19 protein-coding genes are annotated in these 15,694 nt (G+C 73.7%); 9 read left to right on the forward strand and 10 right to left on the reverse strand.

Features of this window, described 5'->3' with window-relative positions:
* Positions 1-12: 12 nt before the first annotated feature.
* Both FJ658_RS11495 and FJ658_RS11500 read right to left on the reverse strand, forming a co-directional pair.
* Positions 13-336: a tryptophan synthase subunit alpha gene (locus tag FJ658_RS11495; RefSeq protein WP_141145527.1), complete on the reverse strand. Its 324-nt coding sequence runs from the start codon at positions 334-336 to the stop codon at positions 13-15.
* A 9-nt stretch (positions 337-345) separates the two neighbouring features.
* Positions 346-1,008 (reverse strand): LysR family transcriptional regulator substrate-binding protein, encoded by a 663-nt coding sequence (locus tag FJ658_RS11500; protein ID WP_255447695.1) that lies wholly within the window; start codon positions 1,006-1,008, stop codon positions 346-348.
* A gap of 83 nt (positions 1,009-1,091) precedes the next feature.
* Here FJ658_RS11500 and FJ658_RS11505 point away from each other — a divergent pair, with 83 nt between their 5' ends.
* The 4 genes from FJ658_RS11505 to FJ658_RS11520 all read left to right on the forward strand — a co-directional run bounded on the left by FJ658_RS11505 (position 1,092) and on the right by FJ658_RS11520 (position 2,943).
* A complete protein-coding gene (locus FJ658_RS11505) occupies positions 1,092-1,451 on the forward strand; it encodes a DUF5997 family protein (RefSeq protein WP_141145868.1) in 360 nt (119 codons plus the stop codon).
* Between the two features lie 99 nt (positions 1,452-1,550).
* On the forward strand, positions 1,551-1,955 hold the full coding sequence (locus tag FJ658_RS11510) for a helix-turn-helix transcriptional regulator (RefSeq protein WP_141145528.1): 405 nt from the start codon (positions 1,551-1,553) through the stop codon (positions 1,953-1,955).
* The gene (locus FJ658_RS11515; protein WP_141145529.1) at positions 1,952-2,458 is read left to right on the forward strand and encodes an SRPBCC family protein; all 507 of its coding nucleotides are present in this window, start codon (positions 1,952-1,954) and stop codon (positions 2,456-2,458) included. The genes FJ658_RS11510 and FJ658_RS11515 overlap by 4 nt, the downstream gene beginning before the upstream one ends.
* Positions 2,455-2,943, forward strand: coding sequence for an SRPBCC family protein (locus FJ658_RS11520; RefSeq protein WP_141145530.1), 489 nt, complete (start codon positions 2,455-2,457; stop codon positions 2,941-2,943). Before FJ658_RS11515 ends, FJ658_RS11520 begins: the two co-directional genes overlap by 4 nt.
* Positions 2,944-2,973: 30 nt before the next feature.
* Here FJ658_RS11520 and FJ658_RS11525 read toward each other — a convergent pair whose 3' ends face one another.
* Complete coding sequence (locus tag FJ658_RS11525) at positions 2,974-4,014, reverse strand: DUF429 domain-containing protein (protein WP_141145531.1); 1,041 nt, start codon at positions 4,012-4,014, stop codon at positions 2,974-2,976.
* Positions 4,015-4,083: 69 nt separating this feature from the next.
* Here FJ658_RS11525 and FJ658_RS11530 point away from each other — a divergent pair, with 69 nt between their 5' ends.
* A complete protein-coding gene (locus FJ658_RS11530; protein WP_141145532.1) occupies positions 4,084-5,424 on the forward strand; it encodes a GNAT family N-acetyltransferase in 1,341 nt (446 codons plus the stop codon).
* Between the two features lie 48 nt (positions 5,425-5,472).
* On the opposite strand, the gene FJ658_RS11535 is transcribed toward FJ658_RS11530, so the two are convergent.
* On the reverse strand, positions 5,473-6,693 hold the full coding sequence (locus tag FJ658_RS11535; RefSeq protein WP_141145533.1) for a DUF2510 domain-containing protein: 1,221 nt from the start codon (positions 6,691-6,693) through the stop codon (positions 5,473-5,475).
* Between the two features lie 171 nt (positions 6,694-6,864).
* Here FJ658_RS11535 and FJ658_RS11540 point away from each other — a divergent pair, with 171 nt between their 5' ends.
* Entirely contained in the window at positions 6,865-7,653 is a 789-nt protein-coding gene (locus FJ658_RS11540) for a DarT ssDNA thymidine ADP-ribosyltransferase family protein (RefSeq protein ID WP_141145534.1), read from the forward strand.
* A gap of 20 nt (positions 7,654-7,673) precedes the next feature.
* Here the strand turns inward: FJ658_RS11540 and FJ658_RS11545 are convergent, their stop codons facing one another.
* Positions 7,674-8,417, reverse strand: coding sequence for a DUF2510 domain-containing protein (locus FJ658_RS11545; RefSeq protein WP_181408432.1), 744 nt, complete (start codon positions 8,415-8,417; stop codon positions 7,674-7,676).
* Between the two features lie 179 nt (positions 8,418-8,596).
* On the opposite strand from FJ658_RS11545, the gene FJ658_RS11550 reads away from it, so the two are divergent.
* Together FJ658_RS11550 and FJ658_RS11555 are read left to right on the forward strand one after the other, a co-directional pair.
* A complete protein-coding gene (locus FJ658_RS11550; RefSeq protein WP_141145536.1) occupies positions 8,597-9,016 on the forward strand; it encodes a hypothetical protein in 420 nt (139 codons plus the stop codon).
* A gap of 90 nt (positions 9,017-9,106) precedes the next feature.
* Positions 9,107-10,009, forward strand: coding sequence for a DnaJ domain-containing protein (locus FJ658_RS11555; RefSeq protein ID WP_141145537.1), 903 nt, complete (start codon positions 9,107-9,109; stop codon positions 10,007-10,009).
* Positions 10,010-10,043: 34 nt separating this feature from the next.
* On the opposite strand, the gene FJ658_RS11560 is transcribed toward FJ658_RS11555, so the two are convergent.
* Both FJ658_RS11560 and FJ658_RS11565 read right to left on the reverse strand, forming a co-directional pair.
* Positions 10,044-10,418, reverse strand: a complete 375-nt coding sequence (locus FJ658_RS11560; protein ID WP_141145538.1) for a YbjQ family protein — start codon at positions 10,416-10,418, stop codon at positions 10,044-10,046.
* A gap of 32 nt (positions 10,419-10,450) precedes the next feature.
* The gene (locus tag FJ658_RS11565) at positions 10,451-12,577 is read right to left on the reverse strand and encodes a S9 family peptidase (RefSeq protein ID WP_141145539.1); all 2,127 of its coding nucleotides are present in this window, start codon (positions 12,575-12,577) and stop codon (positions 10,451-10,453) included.
* Positions 12,578-12,675: 98 nt separating this feature from the next.
* On the opposite strand from FJ658_RS11565, the gene FJ658_RS11570 reads away from it, so the two are divergent.
* Positions 12,676-13,974, forward strand: coding sequence for a hypothetical protein (locus FJ658_RS11570; protein ID WP_141145540.1), 1,299 nt, complete (start codon positions 12,676-12,678; stop codon positions 13,972-13,974).
* Here FJ658_RS11570 and FJ658_RS11575 read toward each other — a convergent pair.
* From FJ658_RS11575 to FJ658_RS11585, 3 genes are read right to left on the reverse strand one after another with little or no spacing between them, the layout of a single operon-like run.
* Positions 13,901-14,497, reverse strand: coding sequence for a hypothetical protein (locus FJ658_RS11575; protein WP_141145541.1), 597 nt, complete (start codon positions 14,495-14,497; stop codon positions 13,901-13,903). The two genes, FJ658_RS11570 and FJ658_RS11575, sit on opposite strands and share 74 nt — an antisense overlap.
* A complete protein-coding gene (locus tag FJ658_RS11580; RefSeq protein ID WP_141145542.1) occupies positions 14,494-15,093 on the reverse strand; it encodes a DUF4352 domain-containing protein in 600 nt (199 codons plus the stop codon). Before FJ658_RS11580 ends, FJ658_RS11575 begins: the two co-directional genes overlap by 4 nt.
* Complete coding sequence (locus FJ658_RS11585; protein WP_141145543.1) at positions 15,090-15,677, reverse strand: hypothetical protein; 588 nt, start codon at positions 15,675-15,677, stop codon at positions 15,090-15,092. The genes FJ658_RS11580 and FJ658_RS11585 overlap by 4 nt, the downstream gene beginning before the upstream one ends.
* Between the last annotated feature and the right edge of the window lie 17 nt (positions 15,678-15,694).

A 15,694-nucleotide genomic window follows, 5' to 3' on the forward strand; every position in this document is an offset into this window, starting at 1 on the left:
GGCGTCGGCGGTTCAGGCGCTGCGGCGCGCCTCGAGGCGGCCGATGAGCGACCAGACGGTCGTCGTCAGCCCCGGATAGGCGAGCGCGATCTGGCGCAGCATGCGGTAGTCCCGTTCGGCGGTCGGCGCGCGTCCGCCGTCGGCGCGGATCATCTCGGCCCGCAGCGTCCACACCACGAGCTCGTCGACCGAGGGGATCTCCTCCATGAAGGCCCAGGGATCCTCGCCGGCGTGCAGCCGCTCGAGCACGACGGTGCCGAGCTCGTCGTTCGCCTCGGCGCGCAGCACCTCGAGGCTGGCGCGGCGGGCGTGGCCGCCATCCGGATCGAACGACATGCTCCGACCCTAACCGCGTCGCGGTGTGCGCCGCCCGCTGCGGCGCGCCGAGCCGCCGGTGGCGCGGGGCTTCTTCGCCGCGGGCTTCGATCGCTCGCTCTCCGCCGCGCCGGCACGGCGGTCGGTCGGGGCCGGCGGCGTCGGGGCCTCGCGCGAGCTGTTCGCGGTGCGCCCGCGCACGATGCCGACGAAGGTCTCGACGAGCTCGTCACCCGCGTCGGAGACCCGCCAGGCGAGGCCGATGCCGGTGTCGGGCACCCCGTCGAGCGGCCGGGCGACGACGTCGCGCCGCGAATGCGCGCGCGCGACCGACTGCGGCATGATCGCGAGTCCCACGTTGGCCGCGACGAGCTCGACGGTCGCGGCGTCCTGGCCCTCGAGCAGCGTCTCGCCGTCGAGGTCGGCGCGCGCCAGCCGGTCGAAGTCCGCGACCGCGTGGTCCTTCGGCGCCACCACGACCGGCTGCTCGCGGTAAAGCGGGATGACGTGCAGCGCGTCGTCGGCCACGACATCGCGCACGAGCGCCATCGCGGCCGTGCCGTCGCGCAGGGCGGCGAGCGCGGCATCCTGCTCGAGGGGGCGCAGCTCGAGCGTCTCGCGCATCCGGTCGCTCCAGATGCGGCCCCACTTGCCGGGCACGACACCCGGCACGAAGGCGACGACGAAGCTCACGGGTCCAGGCTACGGGCACGGCGGCGGCGTGGATGCGCTCCCGACCCGCGTAGCCTGGTGCGGTGAGCGCGCAGCAGCAGACCATGAAGCCGGCCACGGCGGCCAAGAAGCTCGGCATCCACCTGCCGTCGGCCCCGGCGGAGTTCCAGGAGACCGCGCTGACGCGCGAGCAGTTCCAGGCGCTGCAGAGCGACCCGCCGGAGTGGCTCGCCGAGCTGCGCCGCACGGGCCCGCACCCCAAGCAGGAGGTGGCGCGCAAGCTCGGCGTCTCGACCTCCGGGCTCCTGCGCGCAGGCATCACCGAGCCGTTGACGACGGCCGAGATCCGCGAGCTGCTGGAGGACCAGCCGGAGTGGCTGCGCCAGGAGCGCGCCACGCACGCGCAGGTCGTCGCCGACACCGTGGCGCGCAAGGCCGCCGCCGCGGACGCCGCGCGGCGCTGACGCGGCGCCGTCTCGACTCGACCCCCGGGGTGTTGACGCGCCGGTCCTGTCCGCGTACCGTCGTGATCAACAGAAGTGTTGATAAAGGGACGTGTTGAGATGGCCGCGGCGCCGAGCGAGGACGAGCGGCTCGACCGCGCCTTCCTCGCCCTGGCCGACCCCGTGCGCCGCGCGATCGTCGCTCGGCTGAGCCGCGGACCGGCGACCGTGAACGAGCTCGCGGAGCCGCATCCCATCTCGACTCAGGCGGTCTCGCGGCACATCCACGTGCTCGAGCAGGCCGGCCTCGTCTCCCGCAGCCGCGACGCCCAGCGGCGTCCCGTGCACCTCGAGCCCGCGCGGCTCGAGGACCTCACCGCGTGGATCGACCGGTACCGGCTGGTCCACGAGCAGCGGTTCCGCGCCCTCGACGACGTGCTGGCCAGTGTGGCCGACGACACGCGGCACGACGCGGCACCAGGTCGGCGGCGCGCCGCCGGCAGCGACTCTCAGGAGGAGTCATGAGCAATCCCGTCACCATCAGCGCCCCGGAGGGCCTGCCGTTCATCGAGATCAGCCGCGAGGTCGACCATCCGGTCGAGCTCGTGTTCCGCGCCTACCGCGAGCCGGAGCTGTTCGTCCGCTGGCTCGGGCCGCGCGGCTACACGATGGACCTCATCGAGCACGACTTCCGCACCGGCGGCGCCTGGCGCTACGTGCACGAGCTCGACGGCGAGCGCTGGGGCTTCCGCGGCGTCTTCCACACCGTGCGCGAGAACGAGTTCGCCCTGCAGACCTTCGAGTTCGAGGGGTACCCGGATGTCGTGGCCCTGGAGTCGCTCACCTTCGTGCCGCTCGAGGGCGGCCGCACCCGCCTCGACATCCACTCGGTGTACCCCGACGTCGCCTCGCGCGACGGGATGGTGGCCTCGGGCATGGAGACCGGCGTGACCGAGGGCTACGAGCAGCTGGATGAGGTGCTCGCCGAGCTGAGCGGCGCGCCGGCGCCCGAGGCGGTCGCGCGATGACCGCGCTGCGCGTCACGGCTGCCCCTGACTCGCCGATCGACGAGGCCGAGCGCGAGTTCGACGCGCCGGTCGAGGCGCTGTTCCGCGCCCACGTCGATCCCGAGGTGTTCGCGCGCTGGGTGGGCCCGGCCGGGTACGTCACGACGACGCCGGTGTGGGAGCCCCGCTCCGGCGGCAGCTGGCGATTCGTCCAGTCGCCCGGCGACGGCGATGAGGAGTACGCCTTCCGCGGCATGTTCCACACGGTGCGCGAGAACGAGCTGATCCTGCAGACCTTCGAGTTCGAGGGCGCGCCGGATCAGGTCGCGATCGAGACGTACCGCTTCTCGGCGCTCGAGGGCGGTCGATCGGTGCTGCGCACGCACAGCGTGTTCGCCTCGGTCGAGGCCCGCGACGGCTTCGTCGAGGAGGGCATGGAGCAGGGGATGCGCGAGGGCTACGAGAAGCTCGACGCTGTGCTGGCCGAGGTCGACTCCGGGAGCTGAACTCGTCGTGGCGCGCTGACCGCGGCGCCGTCAGTCGTCGTCGTGCGCCAGACGGTGCACGATGCGCGCCGCCAGCTCGGCCAGGCTGGTGCGCATCGCCGGATCGAGTCGGATGTCGTCGCTGTCGCGCACCTCGACGGTCAGCGCCACGACCCGGCCGAGCAGACCCGGATCGGCGCCGGTCGGCGGAGCATCGAGCGCCCCGAAGCCGGACGCGTCGGACGCGTCGGGGACGTCGGGGTCGACGATCGCGGCGCCCACGCGCTGCATCGGGCGCGCCGGGGCGACGATCGTCGGGCGGCGACCCTGCTCGTCGGGCTCCGCGTCAGCGCCCAGCACCTGCACGCGGGCGGTGCCGTGCCGGTGCCAGATGGCTGCGGTCCAGGCGCACAGGAGGGCATCGAGGGCGTCCTCGCGGTGCTTGTAGGGCGCATCCACCAGGGGAGAGGGCTCGTCGAGCAGCGCTGTCGCGACGGGGTGCGTGCGCATGCGCAGCGGCGGGTCCGCGGAGGCGAGGCCGTCCATCCGCTCGAGCAGCTGATCGGCGGCCGAGGCGCGCACGACGCGGGCCTCGGTCGCGGAGAGCGAGCGGTCGAGCCGCTTGTAGCGCGGGCGCTGCTCGTCGTAGCCGAGCTCCTCCATGCCGACGATGGTCGTGTACGGGTAGCACTCGAACATGACGGCGCGATCGGGCGGCGGCGGCGCGCTCCCGTCGACGTAGACCACGCCGGCGGCCTCGAGGAGCCGGCGCAGCGCGACCCCGCCCTGCAGCGGCGAGGCCAGGTTCATGGCGTTCGCGGCGACCTGCCAGCGGCCGTAGCCGGACGCCACCTGCCGCTCGGCCTGCCGCATCCCGAGCGCGTTCGTGACCACGAGGGGCGCGTCGATCGCGATCACGTCGCCGGGGCCGACCGAGGCGATCAGCCAGCGGGCGACGGCGTCGACGCCGCGCTCCCATCCGGCCTGCAGCACGGCGCCGGTCTCGTCGATGACGGCGAGTCCCGTCTCGTTGGCGGGGCGATCGGGGGTGCTGTCGCGCCAGGCGAGATCCACCCCGAAGAAGCGCGGCATGGCGCGAGGCTATCGGGCGCGCCGGGGGAGGGCACGACCCGTGACAGGGGGTGTTCCTAGGCTGGAGGCATGAGCACCGCCCGCGATTTCCTCGCCCTGCCCGCCGATGCCGTCTCGCGCGAGAAGCTCGCGGCGCAGGGGCTCGACTACCGCGTGCTCGACACGCGCGACGAGGTTGCCTTCGCGGCCTGGGTGCGGGCCGACGAGCGCGGCTTCCACGGGCCCCTCGGCACGCCCGAGCAGAACGCCTTCGCGCGATCGGCGATGGGGTCGCGCCGCACGGTCGGCGTGTGGGATGCCGGCATCGTGCGCCCCGACGAGCCGGTCGCGACGGTGAACGCCTGGCCGGCCGAGCTCACGGTGCCGGGGCGGCGCACGGTCGACGGCTGGGCGATCAGCTCGGTCACCGTCTCGCCCACGCACCGCCGACGCGGCATCGCGCGGGCGCTGCTCGAGGGCGAGCTGCGGTCGGCGGTGGCGCTGGGACTGCCCCTGGCGATGCTGACGGTCTCCGAGGCGTCGATCTACGGGCGCTACGGCTTCGGTCCGGCCGCCGGCGCGGCGGACGTGAGCATCGACACGAGCCGGGCCGGCTGGCTCGGCGACGAGCCGACCGGGCGGGTCGACTTCATCGACCCGGAGGAGTACCCGGCGATCGCGGCCGCGCTGCACGAGGCGGGCCGGCTCGACCATCCGGGCGAGGTGCCCGGGTGGATCCAGCGCTGGCATCAGGCGGCCGCGCTCGCGCCGGGCGACAGCAAGCGCGCCGCGACCCGCGCCGTGCAGTACCGCGAAGACGGCGAGGTGCGAGCGGCGGCCGTGTTCCGGGTCATCGAGAATCCGAGCGACTTCGGGCGCCACCGCGTCGAGGTGGCGCGCCTCGACAGCACGACCGCGTCCGCTCGCCTCGGCCTGTTCCGCTTCCTGCTCAGCCTCGATCTGGTCGAGCGGGTGGATGCGGACCTCCTGTCGGTCGACGAGCCGCTGCTGTGGCGCCTCGCCGACCAGCGTGCGGCGACCGTGCGGGTGCACGATCACCAGTGGCTGCGCATCCTGGACGTGCCGGCCGCCCTCGAAGGGCGCGCCCTCGCCGGCGCCGGGCGCTGGCGCCTCGAGGTGACCGACCCGCTGGGTCATGCGAGCGGGTCGTGGCTCGTGGAGTCGGATGCCGAGGGCGTCGCGCACGTGACAGCCGACTCGGGCGTCGACGAGGTCGACACGGGCGCGGGAGCCGAGGCGCCGACGCTGCGGACCGACGTGGCAGCGCTGTCGTCGGCCTACCTCGGCGGGGTCGCTGTGGGCACCCTCGCCGCGGCGGGGCGGATGGCCGGCTCGGATGCCGAGGCCGTCGCGATCGCCGATCGCGTGCTGCGCAGCCCGGTGACGCCCTACCTCAGCATCTGGTACTGACCGGCGGACTGCCGACGTGGCGATGCGCGATCGGCGGAGCCGCGCAGGTCAGAGACCGAGCAGGGCGCGTGCCTGGTCGGCGGCCAGCTGGAGCAGCGTCGGCAGCTGAGCGCCGAACAGCACGTAAGCGGCCGCGCCGGCGCCCAGCAGGAGCACCAGCACGACGAGCGGGGCGACCCCGCCGAGCCGCTTCTGCCGTGCGAGCGACACGGCGCGCAGGGCCAGGTACGGCAGCGGGGTGAGCAGGCCCACGATCGGCGTGACCCGCTTCTCGACGCCGCGCTTCGCGAGCGATGACGCGTCGGCGGCGGCGAACAGCAGTCCGAGGATGATCGTGAGTCCGCCGGCCGCGAGCGGCAGGTAGTCGGCGACGTCGGGAAGCGCGATCGTGCCGACGAGCGCACCCGCGGCGGGGATCAGCGCGAGCACCGGGAGCAGCGCGAGAAGCCAGGCTCCAGCGGTCTGCACCGAGCGACGCCGGTCAGGAACGGCATCGGCCGCGGCCTCGCCGGCGCCGGTGGCGAACGGGAGCTGCTTCATGAGCTCGTCGAAGCTGACACCGGAGGCCGCGAGGGCGACCGCGGTTCCCGGCGCGTCGCCGCTCGGGGCGACGGGCGGGGGCGCCGCGGCGAGCTGCTCGAGCAGCGGGGAGTTCGCCGAGGTCGCCATGACCTCGGGCACGAGCGAGACCGCACGCGGCGGGGCCGGGGTCTCAGCGGCGCTCGTGTCGGAGGCGATCGAGTCGGCGACGGGAGCCTCGGCGGCCGGTGTCACGAACACAGGAGCGTCGTCGCGGTCGACCGGGAGCTCGGCGTCGGCGACGGGAGCGGCGATCTCCTCGGCGAGCACGGGCTCAGGGTCGATCTGATCGGCCGGGAGCTCGACGTCCTCGGCCTCGACGTCCTCGGTCTCGTCGGCCGGCTCAGCGGCCGGCTCGAGCACGACGGCGTCGTCGGCCTCGTGATCGGCGACGGTGGTCAGGTCGGTCTGGCCGGTCTCGGCGGCGATGAAGGCGGCGATCTCGCCGGTCGTGACGGGCTCGGTCAGCGACGCCTCACGGGCGGCGACGGCCACATCCGGCTCGCCCTCGGCACGGTGAGCGGCCCGGCGTCGACGACGTTCCTCGTCGGCGTCGGTCTCCTGCTGCGGCGTCGGACGCTCGATCGTGTGCTGGCTCCAGGTCTCCCCGGTCCACCACCGCAGGCGCTCGGCACTCGCCGGGTCCTTGTACCAGCCCGCGACGGGCAGGCGCACGGCCAGATCAGTCACGCTTCCCCCCTCAAGTCGGCATGCCCTCTCACCCTAGGCATCGCGGCGCGCCAGCACAGTCCCCAGGATGCGGGGCACGGCGGCCGCGCATCCTCTCACGTCGGCGGCGTCGCCCGACCCCGCGTACCCTGGTCGAGGCGCCCGCCGAGGGCGGCGCCAGGAAGGGAGATCGTGGCGGCTGAGGAGTGCATCCACGGACTCGAACCGGGACTCTGCGACATCTGCACGCCGCGGGTCGCACCGGAGCCGGCGCGGCGGCCCACAGCGCCGCGCGCCCCGCGCACCACGCTGCGCACCCCGCCGGCCTCGCGTGCATCCTCGAGCCGCCCCGCACCGAGCGCGTCGGCGTCGGCCGTCCGCGTCGATCGCCCGTCCCAGCGGCTCTTCCACGTCACCCACCTCGACAACCTGCCCGGCATCGTCGCCGAGGGATTGGTGCCCGCGGCGCAGCCCGCCGTCGACCTCAGCTCGCCGGTGACCCGCGAGCTGCGACGGTCGACCGAGATCGCGGGGCTCGCGGTGGCCGACGCGGTCTCGTTCCACCTCGCGCCCGACGCGACGCGCTGGGTCGAGCTGCGTTCCGGCGCCGCCGGCGCGACCTGGTCCGACGCCGCCCGGCAGATCTCGCCGACCGATCTGGTCGTGCTGGTCACCACGATCGGCCAGGCCTCGGCCGCGTCCGAGGCCACGATCCTGACCGACGGAGACGCCGCGGCGACGCTCACCCGATTCGCGGCGACCGACGACGCCCAGACCACGATGCTGCGCCGGATGCGATCGGAGGACGAGGGTCTGGTCGATGCCGAGTTCCTCGTGCCCGCGGTCGTGCCGTTCTCGGCGATCGCGGTGATCGGCCTGGCCAACGAGCCCGCGAAGGAGCGGCTGCGCGCCGCGCTGCCGGCGGGGGCCCGTACGCCGAAGGTCAGCGTGTACCCGCCCTGGTTCCAGCCGGCCGACTGAGCGTCGCCCTGACTCGCCGGTCAGAGCACGGCGAGGGCCGTCGCGATCCCGGCGCCGAGGAGGAGCGCGAGCACCGTCGCGAGCGCCGGAGCGCCGCCGCGTCCGCCCTGGCGGCGGATGAGCATCCAGCGGGCGATCGCCGCGCCGGGGATCGTGGCGAGAGCCCAGAGCGGCGACAGCGGCTCCCAGTCGCGGGATCTCAGGATGCGGGCGTCGAGGGCGATCAGCACCGCGGCGAGCACGTGGATCAGCACGACCACGGCGATCGTGCCGGAGACGGGCGAGAAGCCGAGCGTCGGCAGGCCGCGCCAGGCGCCGGGCAAAAGCACGCCGGCGAGCACCGGAAGCGCGGCCAGCGCCCAGGCGGCGCGCGTGCGTGACGAGCCGGGGCCTTCGTCGGGCCCGTCGCCGTCGGCGGCGGCCCAGGTCGAGCGCCGGGGACCGAGGACGGTCTCGGGACGACGGCGCGGGGCACGGGGCAGATCGTCGCCCAGCTCGTGCAGACGGGCGTCGCGCTCCTGCTGCTCGCGCAGGAGCTCGGCGATGGTCGGCTGCGCGACAGCGCTGGTCGCTACGGCAGCGGACTCGGCGGCGGCCGGACTCGTGACCCCGCTCGCCGGCGGGCTCGACGCGGGCGCCGACGGCGACGGGATGTCGCGGGTCGCCGCCGTCCAGTGCGCGCCGTCCCACCAGCGCAGTGCGGCGTGCCCGTGAGGATCCTCGTACCAGCCGGCGTCGGGGGCCGTGCGGGTCGTGCTGCTCACGCTCTCGCTCCTCTCGCGCTCCCAGGCTAGGAATCGCGGGCGCGCGAGGCATGTCCCCGTTCTGGCTACAGCCGAGCACTCCTCGTCGGGTCTCCTCCCCAGGCGAGGTGCGGCGCGGGGTTCGCGCGATCCGCCGGCGGCGGCGGTCGCGGATCGCCGCCGCATCCCAGGCTGGTCCCATGACGATCCCCGACCACGATCAGACCGTGATGACCCCGCTCGACTCCGATGCGCTCGTGCTGCGCCGCGCCGAGGAGCTGATCGGCGCGCCCGTGCGCGACCAGCTCTGGCTGCTGCTGCTCGATCGCGCCGACGTGCAGCTGCCGGTGCTGCTGCCGATCGACGATCTGCCCGAGCGTCCGGATGCTCTGGCGCGAGAGGGGATCGGCGACGTGCTGCGTCTGCTGCGCGCCGAGACCGATGCCCGCGCCGTGGTCGCCGTCTTCGAGCGCCCGGGCGCGCACGCGCTGCCGCCGCGGGACCGCGATTGGGTGCGACTGCTGTCCGAGGTCGCCCCGCTGTCGGACGTGCGGCTGCGCGCCTGCCTGCTGGCCGGTGAGCGGGGTGTGCGATGGATCGCGCCGGATGACTGGGCCTGATCCGTCGGTCCGCGGTCGCCCCGCGCTGTCCACCCGATCCTCGGCGGTGTCCGAGGCGACTCCCGGCCGGGAATCGGTAGGGTTCCAGCCATGCCCGACAGCCCGCTCTCCGCGAGCCCCTACGAGATCCTCGGGGTGTCGCCGGCGGCGAGCGACGACGAGCTGCGGCGCGCGTTCCGGCGGCGGATGCGCGCGACGCATCCCGATGCGGGTGGCAGCACGGCCGCCTTCGACGACGTGCAGCGCGCGTGGGCACTCGTCGGCACCCCGGAGAGCCGCGCCCGCTATGACGGTCGGAGCCAGACCAGCGGCGACCCCGTCGCCTGGGCTCCCTCCGCTCCCCGCGCTCGGCAGGACACGCGGGCGAGCGCCCGCTCCTCGGGGCACCCGGGCGGCTGGTATCGCCAGCGCTACCTCGACGAGGTGCGCGCCTGGGTCGGCCTCGGGGACCCGATCCCCGATCCCTACGATCCCGCGCTGGTGCGCCGTGCGCCGTGGGAGGTGCGATCGCTCCTCGCCGCGGCGGTCGCCGAGGAGGAGACCGCGCGACGGCTCGGCACGCTGGGCATCGGCTTCACCCTCTGGCACGATGTCGCGGCCGGCGACGGCAAGCTCGATCACATCGCGCTGGGCCCCACCGGCCTCTGGGCGCTGCAGTCCGCCGACTGGGGCGCGGCCGTCGCGCCACGGCGCGGCGACCTCGTCGGCGACGGGCTGGAGCCGGGTGGGCGCCCCGTGCGCGAGACCGTGCTCGACGCACGGAAGCTCGGGCGCGCCGCCCACGTGCGGTTCACCGCGGCGGTCATCGTCGTGCCTGACGGCCACGCCGACGGCGTCGAGGACATCGGGGAGATGCGCGGTGTGGTCACGCTGCTCAGCGAGCGCTCGAGGGTCGTCGACCTGCTGCGCCGCGGAGTGCCCGGGGTGGCGATCGGCGGAACCGAGCTGTTCGAGGTGCGCAGCCGGCTGCAGGCGGCGGTGCGCTACATCTGAGCGCCCGTCGGTCGGGCGGCGAGGCCGTCGGTCCTCAGCCCTGCGCGGCGATCGAGGCGGACTGCGGCGTCGAGCCCGGCTGACCGGCCGGGATCGGGAACGCGACGACCGCGGTGCCGTAGACGCACACCTCGGTCCACTGCTGGCCGATCTCCGAGGCGTCGAAGCGCATCGCCACGATCGCGTTGGCTCCGCGCTGCTGCGCCTCGACGACCATCCGGTTCATGACCTCGTGCCGGCTCTCGTAGAGCGCCTGGGTGAGCTCGGGCAGCTCGCCGCCGCCGATCGCGCGGAAGCCCGCGAGCAGGTTCGATCCGAAATCGCGGGAGCGCACCGTCAGGCCCATCACCTCGCCGAAGACCGCGTCGATGCGATAGCCCGGGATGTCGTTGCTCGTCACGATGATCATGGCGCGAGCATCCCACGAACGACGACGTCGCGTCAGCGTGCGTGCACTCCCGCGGCGTCGAGGATCCAGGCCAGCTCGAAGGCGCGGCGGCGCCACGACGCGTAACGGCCCGAGACCCCGCCGTGGCCCGCGCTCATCTCGCAGCGCAGCAGCACCGGGGCGCCGACCTCGCGCAGGCGCGCCACCCACTTCGCCGGCTCGACGTAGAGCACGCGCGTGTCGTTGAGGCTTGTGACGGCGAGGATGCGCGGGTAGGCGATCTCGCGCACGTTCTCATAGGGCGAGTAGCTCTTCATGAGCGCATAGACCTCGGCGTCGTGCAGCGGATCGCCCCACTCGTCCCACTCCACGACCGTGAGCGGCAGCTCGGGATCCAGGATGCTCGTCAGCGGGTCGACGAAGGGCACCGCGGCGAGCACCCCCGAGAAGAGCTCGGGCGCGAGGTTCGCGACGGCGCCCATGAGCAGTCCGCCGGCGGAGCCGCCTTCGGCCACCAGTCGATCCGGCGCGGTCCAGCCCTGGTCGACGAGCTGCGCGGCGGCGGCGACGAAGTCGGTGAAGCTGTTGCGCTTGTGCTCGAGGCGCCCCTGCTCGTACCAGCGTCGACCGCGCTCTCCGCCGCCCCGCACGTGCGCCACCGCGAACACCACACCCCGCTCGAGCAGGCTCAGCCGGGGGATCGAGAACCCCGGGTCGATGGAGTGCTCGTACGACCCGTAGCCGTAGAGCAGCATCGGCGCGGGCGACCGCGGCACGCCGTCGTCGTCGAGGTCGACGAGGTCGGGCCGGAACACGAGCGAGACGGGAACCTGCTCGCCGTCGGCGGCGGTCGCCCACACGCGACGCTGACGGTAGAGCGCCGCGTCGTAGCCGCCGAGCACAGGCTGGCGCTTCAGCTCGACGGTCTCGCCGGTGCGCAGGTCGAGCTCGGTCACGATCGTCGGGGTGATGAAGCTCGTGCGCGTGACGCGCACGGTGGGCTGCGTCCACTCCGGCCCGCCGCCCGCGCTGATCGTGAAGAGCTCCTCGTCGACCTCGAGCTCGCGGAAGTCGAGGCCGGCGTCGTCGTCGTCGAGTCCGGCGATCGCGACGCGGCGCAGCGTGTCGCGGCGGTAGTGCAGCACCAGGTGGTCGGCGTAGGCCGAGATCCCGCTGACCCGGGTTCCGGCCCGGTGCGGCACGATCGTCTCGCGCGGACCCTGCGGGTCGTCGGGGTCGATGGCGTCGATCGCGAAGTCGGGCGCGCCGTCGTTGTGCGTCACGAGCAGTCGCGAGCGCCCGCCGATCACCGCGTGCACGACGTCGTACTCGACGCCCTCGCGGCGGGGCCAGACGACGCGCGGATCGCCGGTCGGATCGTCGCCGTCGAGCAGCAGGACCTCGCTCGTGATCTTCGACCCGAGCTCGATCACCAGGTAGCGCCGGCTGCGCGAGAGGCCGACGCCGACCCAGAAGCGTTCGTCCGGCTCGTGCAGCACGACCGCGTCGGCGGCCGGATCATCGCCGAGGCGGTGTCGCAGCACGCGATCGGGCCGCCACGCCGCATCCACGGTGGTGTAGACGATCCAGCGTCCGCTCGCATCCCAGAGCGCGTCGCCCGAGGTGCCGGCGATGCGCTCGTCGCGATCGACGCCGGTGGCGAGGTCGCGGATGCGCAGCTCGTAGCGCTCGTCGCCGACCGCGTCGACGCTCCAGAGCAGCAGCGTTCCGTCGGGGGAGACGTCGAGGGTGCCGATCGAGAAGAAGTCGCCGTCGGCCTCGGCGTTGCCGTCGAGGATCACCTGCTCACCGGCGGGAGCCGAGCCGTCCTCGGGGAGGCGCGGCGGCATCCAGTCGTCGGCGTCGGCGACCGGGATGCGGCAGTGCAGCGAGTACTGCGACCCGGCGACCGTGCGCGCGTAGTACCACCAGCCGCCCTCGCGCACCGGCACGCTGAGGTCGTCCTCCTTCGTGCGGTCGCGGATCTCCTCGAAGACGAGCTCCTCCAGCACCGCGAGGTCGGCGGTGCTCGCATCGGTGAAGGCGTTCTCGGCGTGCAGGTGCGCGAGCACCTCGGGGTCGTCCTTGGCGCGCAGCCACTCGTAGTCGTCGAGAACGATGTCGCCGTGGTGACGGCGTTCGACGGGACGACGGGCGGCGACGGGCGGTTCGAGGGACATGGTTCCACCGTAGGGCGCGGGCGCTCCGCACTGCCCGCATGCGGGCGCCGACCCGTGCGCGGCGAGGCCGAGAGCTGAGCGCCCGTTAGCATCGGAGGATGCGCCGCACGCTCGCCGATCTGCTCCGGATCCTCGCGCGCTCGCTGCCGGCGCTCATGGCCTGGTATCTGGCCGGCGAGCTGGTGCGCTACCTCGTGATCTCGCTGGCGGCGCCGCTCTCCTTCGACAGCGGCCTGCTCCCGCTGCTGTTCCTGCCGATCGCGGTGCTCGCCCGCCTGGTCGCCTTCGTCGGCATGTTCCTGGTGGCGCGCGGCGCCATGCGCGAGTACCTCGCCGTGCCGGGCGGAGGCATCCCGCCGACGCTCCGCGAGCGGGCCCGGGAGTTCGGCGACGTGCTGTTCTCGTCGATCGTGCCGTTCTTCGTGCTCTACGCGCTGATCGGCGGCGTCGCCGAGGACCTCGCCGACTACGCCGTGACCGCCTTCTACTACAGCTTCGGATCGGGCCGCTACGTGCTCGATCCCGGCAGCGGGCCGGTCGTCGCGGCGGTCGTCGTCGTCGCGTTCGTGCTGCGCATCCTGGTCGACCGCTTCAGCGAGCGGCTGCCCGCGTTCTTCTCGGTCATCGAGATCTACCTCGAGGCGACCTGGATCTTCGTCGCCGTCGGCGGCCTCACGGCCGTGCTCGGCGACGTGGGCGGCTGGTTCGGATCGCGGCGCATCGTCGTGGCCGTGCAGGAGGCGCGGGCCGGGCTCGAAGATGTCTGGTCGGGTCTCGAGGTCGTGTTCCGCGGCATCGACGGCGCCGTGCCGCTCGTGCTGCAGGTGATCGTGCTGCCGCTCGCGTGGCTGCTGATCGCGGGCGTGATCTACACGCGGGCGATCGCCGAGTCACGCCACGAGCGGCTCATGCCGGTGCGGGTCGAAGCGCGGCTGCGCGTCCGACTGGCCGCGCTGCCGCGCTTCGTGCAGCGGTCGATCCGCAGCTCGGTGCGGCTCTGGTACGAGACGGCCGAGCCGGTGCTGATCAGCGGCCGGATGATCCTCGGCACCCGCGCGCGCATCCTCGTCGTGCTGATGGCGCTGTCAGGACTGCTCTACGCGGCGCACCAGTGGCTGTTCCGCGGCACGCTCGTGCTGATCGGCCCGCATGAGCTCCCCTATGCGCGCGACGCGTACCACAACGTGTCCGTCGCCCTCGGCCTGGTGACCGAGCCGATCCGCGTCGCGCTGCTCGCGGCGGTCTTCGATCAGGTGATCGGGCGCTGGTGGCGACGGCGCACGGGCGACCTGTCGCCGCAGCGGCTGCCGCGCATCCCGCCCCTCAGCCGAGCGGGTCGGACGGCAGCTCGAACAGGTAGATCGACTGACGGAAGTCCTCGGCCTTCGGCGCCGTGAACGTCACCTGCACGCGCGCCTCGTCGTAGACGTCGTCGGGTACGAGGAAGACACCTTCGAAGACGGCCTTGTCGCCGTCGTCGCTGAAGGTGCAGTAGGTGGTCGTGCCGGTCGAGAGGCCGTAGTCGTACTGCGCCGGATTGACGACGGTGGTCCAGGTGCGGTCGCCGCGTCCGCCGTCGACGCGCGGCGCCACGAGACGGATGTCGCAGGTGCCGGGTTCGGCCGCGGCGTCAGCGCCGGGCGTGATCGGCAGGAGCACGCCGAGCAGCGCGTAGCCCGCGGGCACGTCGACGGCGTTGTCGCTGTCGCGCGTGAAGAAGCCGGCCTTCGTGACCTCGAAGGTCGAGCCCTGCTGCTCGATGCTGTCGCCGGTCGCGACCCGCTGAGTGCGCTGGGCGGGGGAGTCGGAGGGGAGCAGCGGCTCGAAGCCGACGAGCCAGACCATCGCGCCCGCGGTGACGACGAGCACGCCGAGCGCGAGGCCGTTGCGTCGGGCCCACGCCGTGATCGCGGCCCTCACGGCGCCAGCGCCTTCACCAGCTCGGGCTCGGGGAGCTCGAGATCGTCCACCCGGGAGGCGCTGGCCAGGTCGACGGTGAACACGGGCACGTCATCGAGCTTGGGGGCGACCTGCGTCTGCAGACGCACCTCGGCGTGCTCGGCGCCGGAGGTCTCGAGGGCGGCCGCGGGCACCTCGAACGCGATCGCGCCGCGCTGGGCGACGCCGGGACCCTCGCCGTACTTCGAGAGGTCGCCGTCGAAGCCGGTGTAGCTGGAGTACTCGACGCCGTCGATCACGAGCAGCGACGACGAGATCCCCTCGCTCGAGTCGCGGGTCTGCAGCGTGAGCGTCACGACCACCCAGCGACCGGTCGTGCGCACCTGCTCGGCGCGCCATCCCGTCGTGGTGACCGACCGGGCGATCTGCGCGCCGTCCAGCCGGCTGTGCAGCAGCCGAGTCGTCACGACCTCGCCGGGCTCGGCGCGCACCAGGAACTCGGCCGGCACGCCGTCGTCGCCGCTCGGCGCGGTCGCGGCGGCGAACATTCCGACGGCGAGCAGCGCCAGGGCCACGAGGATGCGCAGCGGACGGTTCGCGAGCACCGGCCGGCTCATGCGCGCCGCTCGATCTCGTCGACGGCGATGCGGCCGACCGGATACGGCGAGCCGTAGGACGTGTCGCCGAACACGGGATCGCCGTAGACCCGATCGGTGCGGTACACCCCGACCACCGCATCCCTCGCGTCGATGTCGTCGGGGATCTCGAAGACGTAGAGCAGGCGGGTCGCGACCCCCGGCTGCAGGGGAGCCGCGGCGGCGCCGCCGAGCGCGCGGTCGACGGTGGTGGTCTCGGTCGCCTGCGTGAGGGCGCTGCCGTAGTTCACGCCGATCCGGACCCGGCCGAGGAACATCGGAGCCTCGGTGAGGTTGGTCTGGGTGGCGGTCACGGTGAGCCAGAGGCGTCCGTCGCTCGCCTCGCTCTCGGTCCCGAGGCGGTAGCGCGACACCGTGACGGCGTCGACGACCGTGACGAAGTCGCCGACCTCGATGCGATCGCCGAGTGAGTAGCTCTCGACGGCGCGGCCCTCGTCCTCGTCGAGACCGCCGAGGGCGATCACGAGCACGACGCCGAGAGCGAGCGCTCCGGCGACGGCGGCGATGACGGCGCGTCTCCTGAGTCTCGCTCGATCCCGCGCCATGACCCCAGCGTACCCAG

It is taken from the genome of Schumannella sp. 10F1B-5-1, assembly GCF_006517535.1.
In the GTDB taxonomy this organism is placed as follows: Bacteria; Actinomycetota; Actinomycetes; order Actinomycetales; family Microbacteriaceae; genus Schumannella.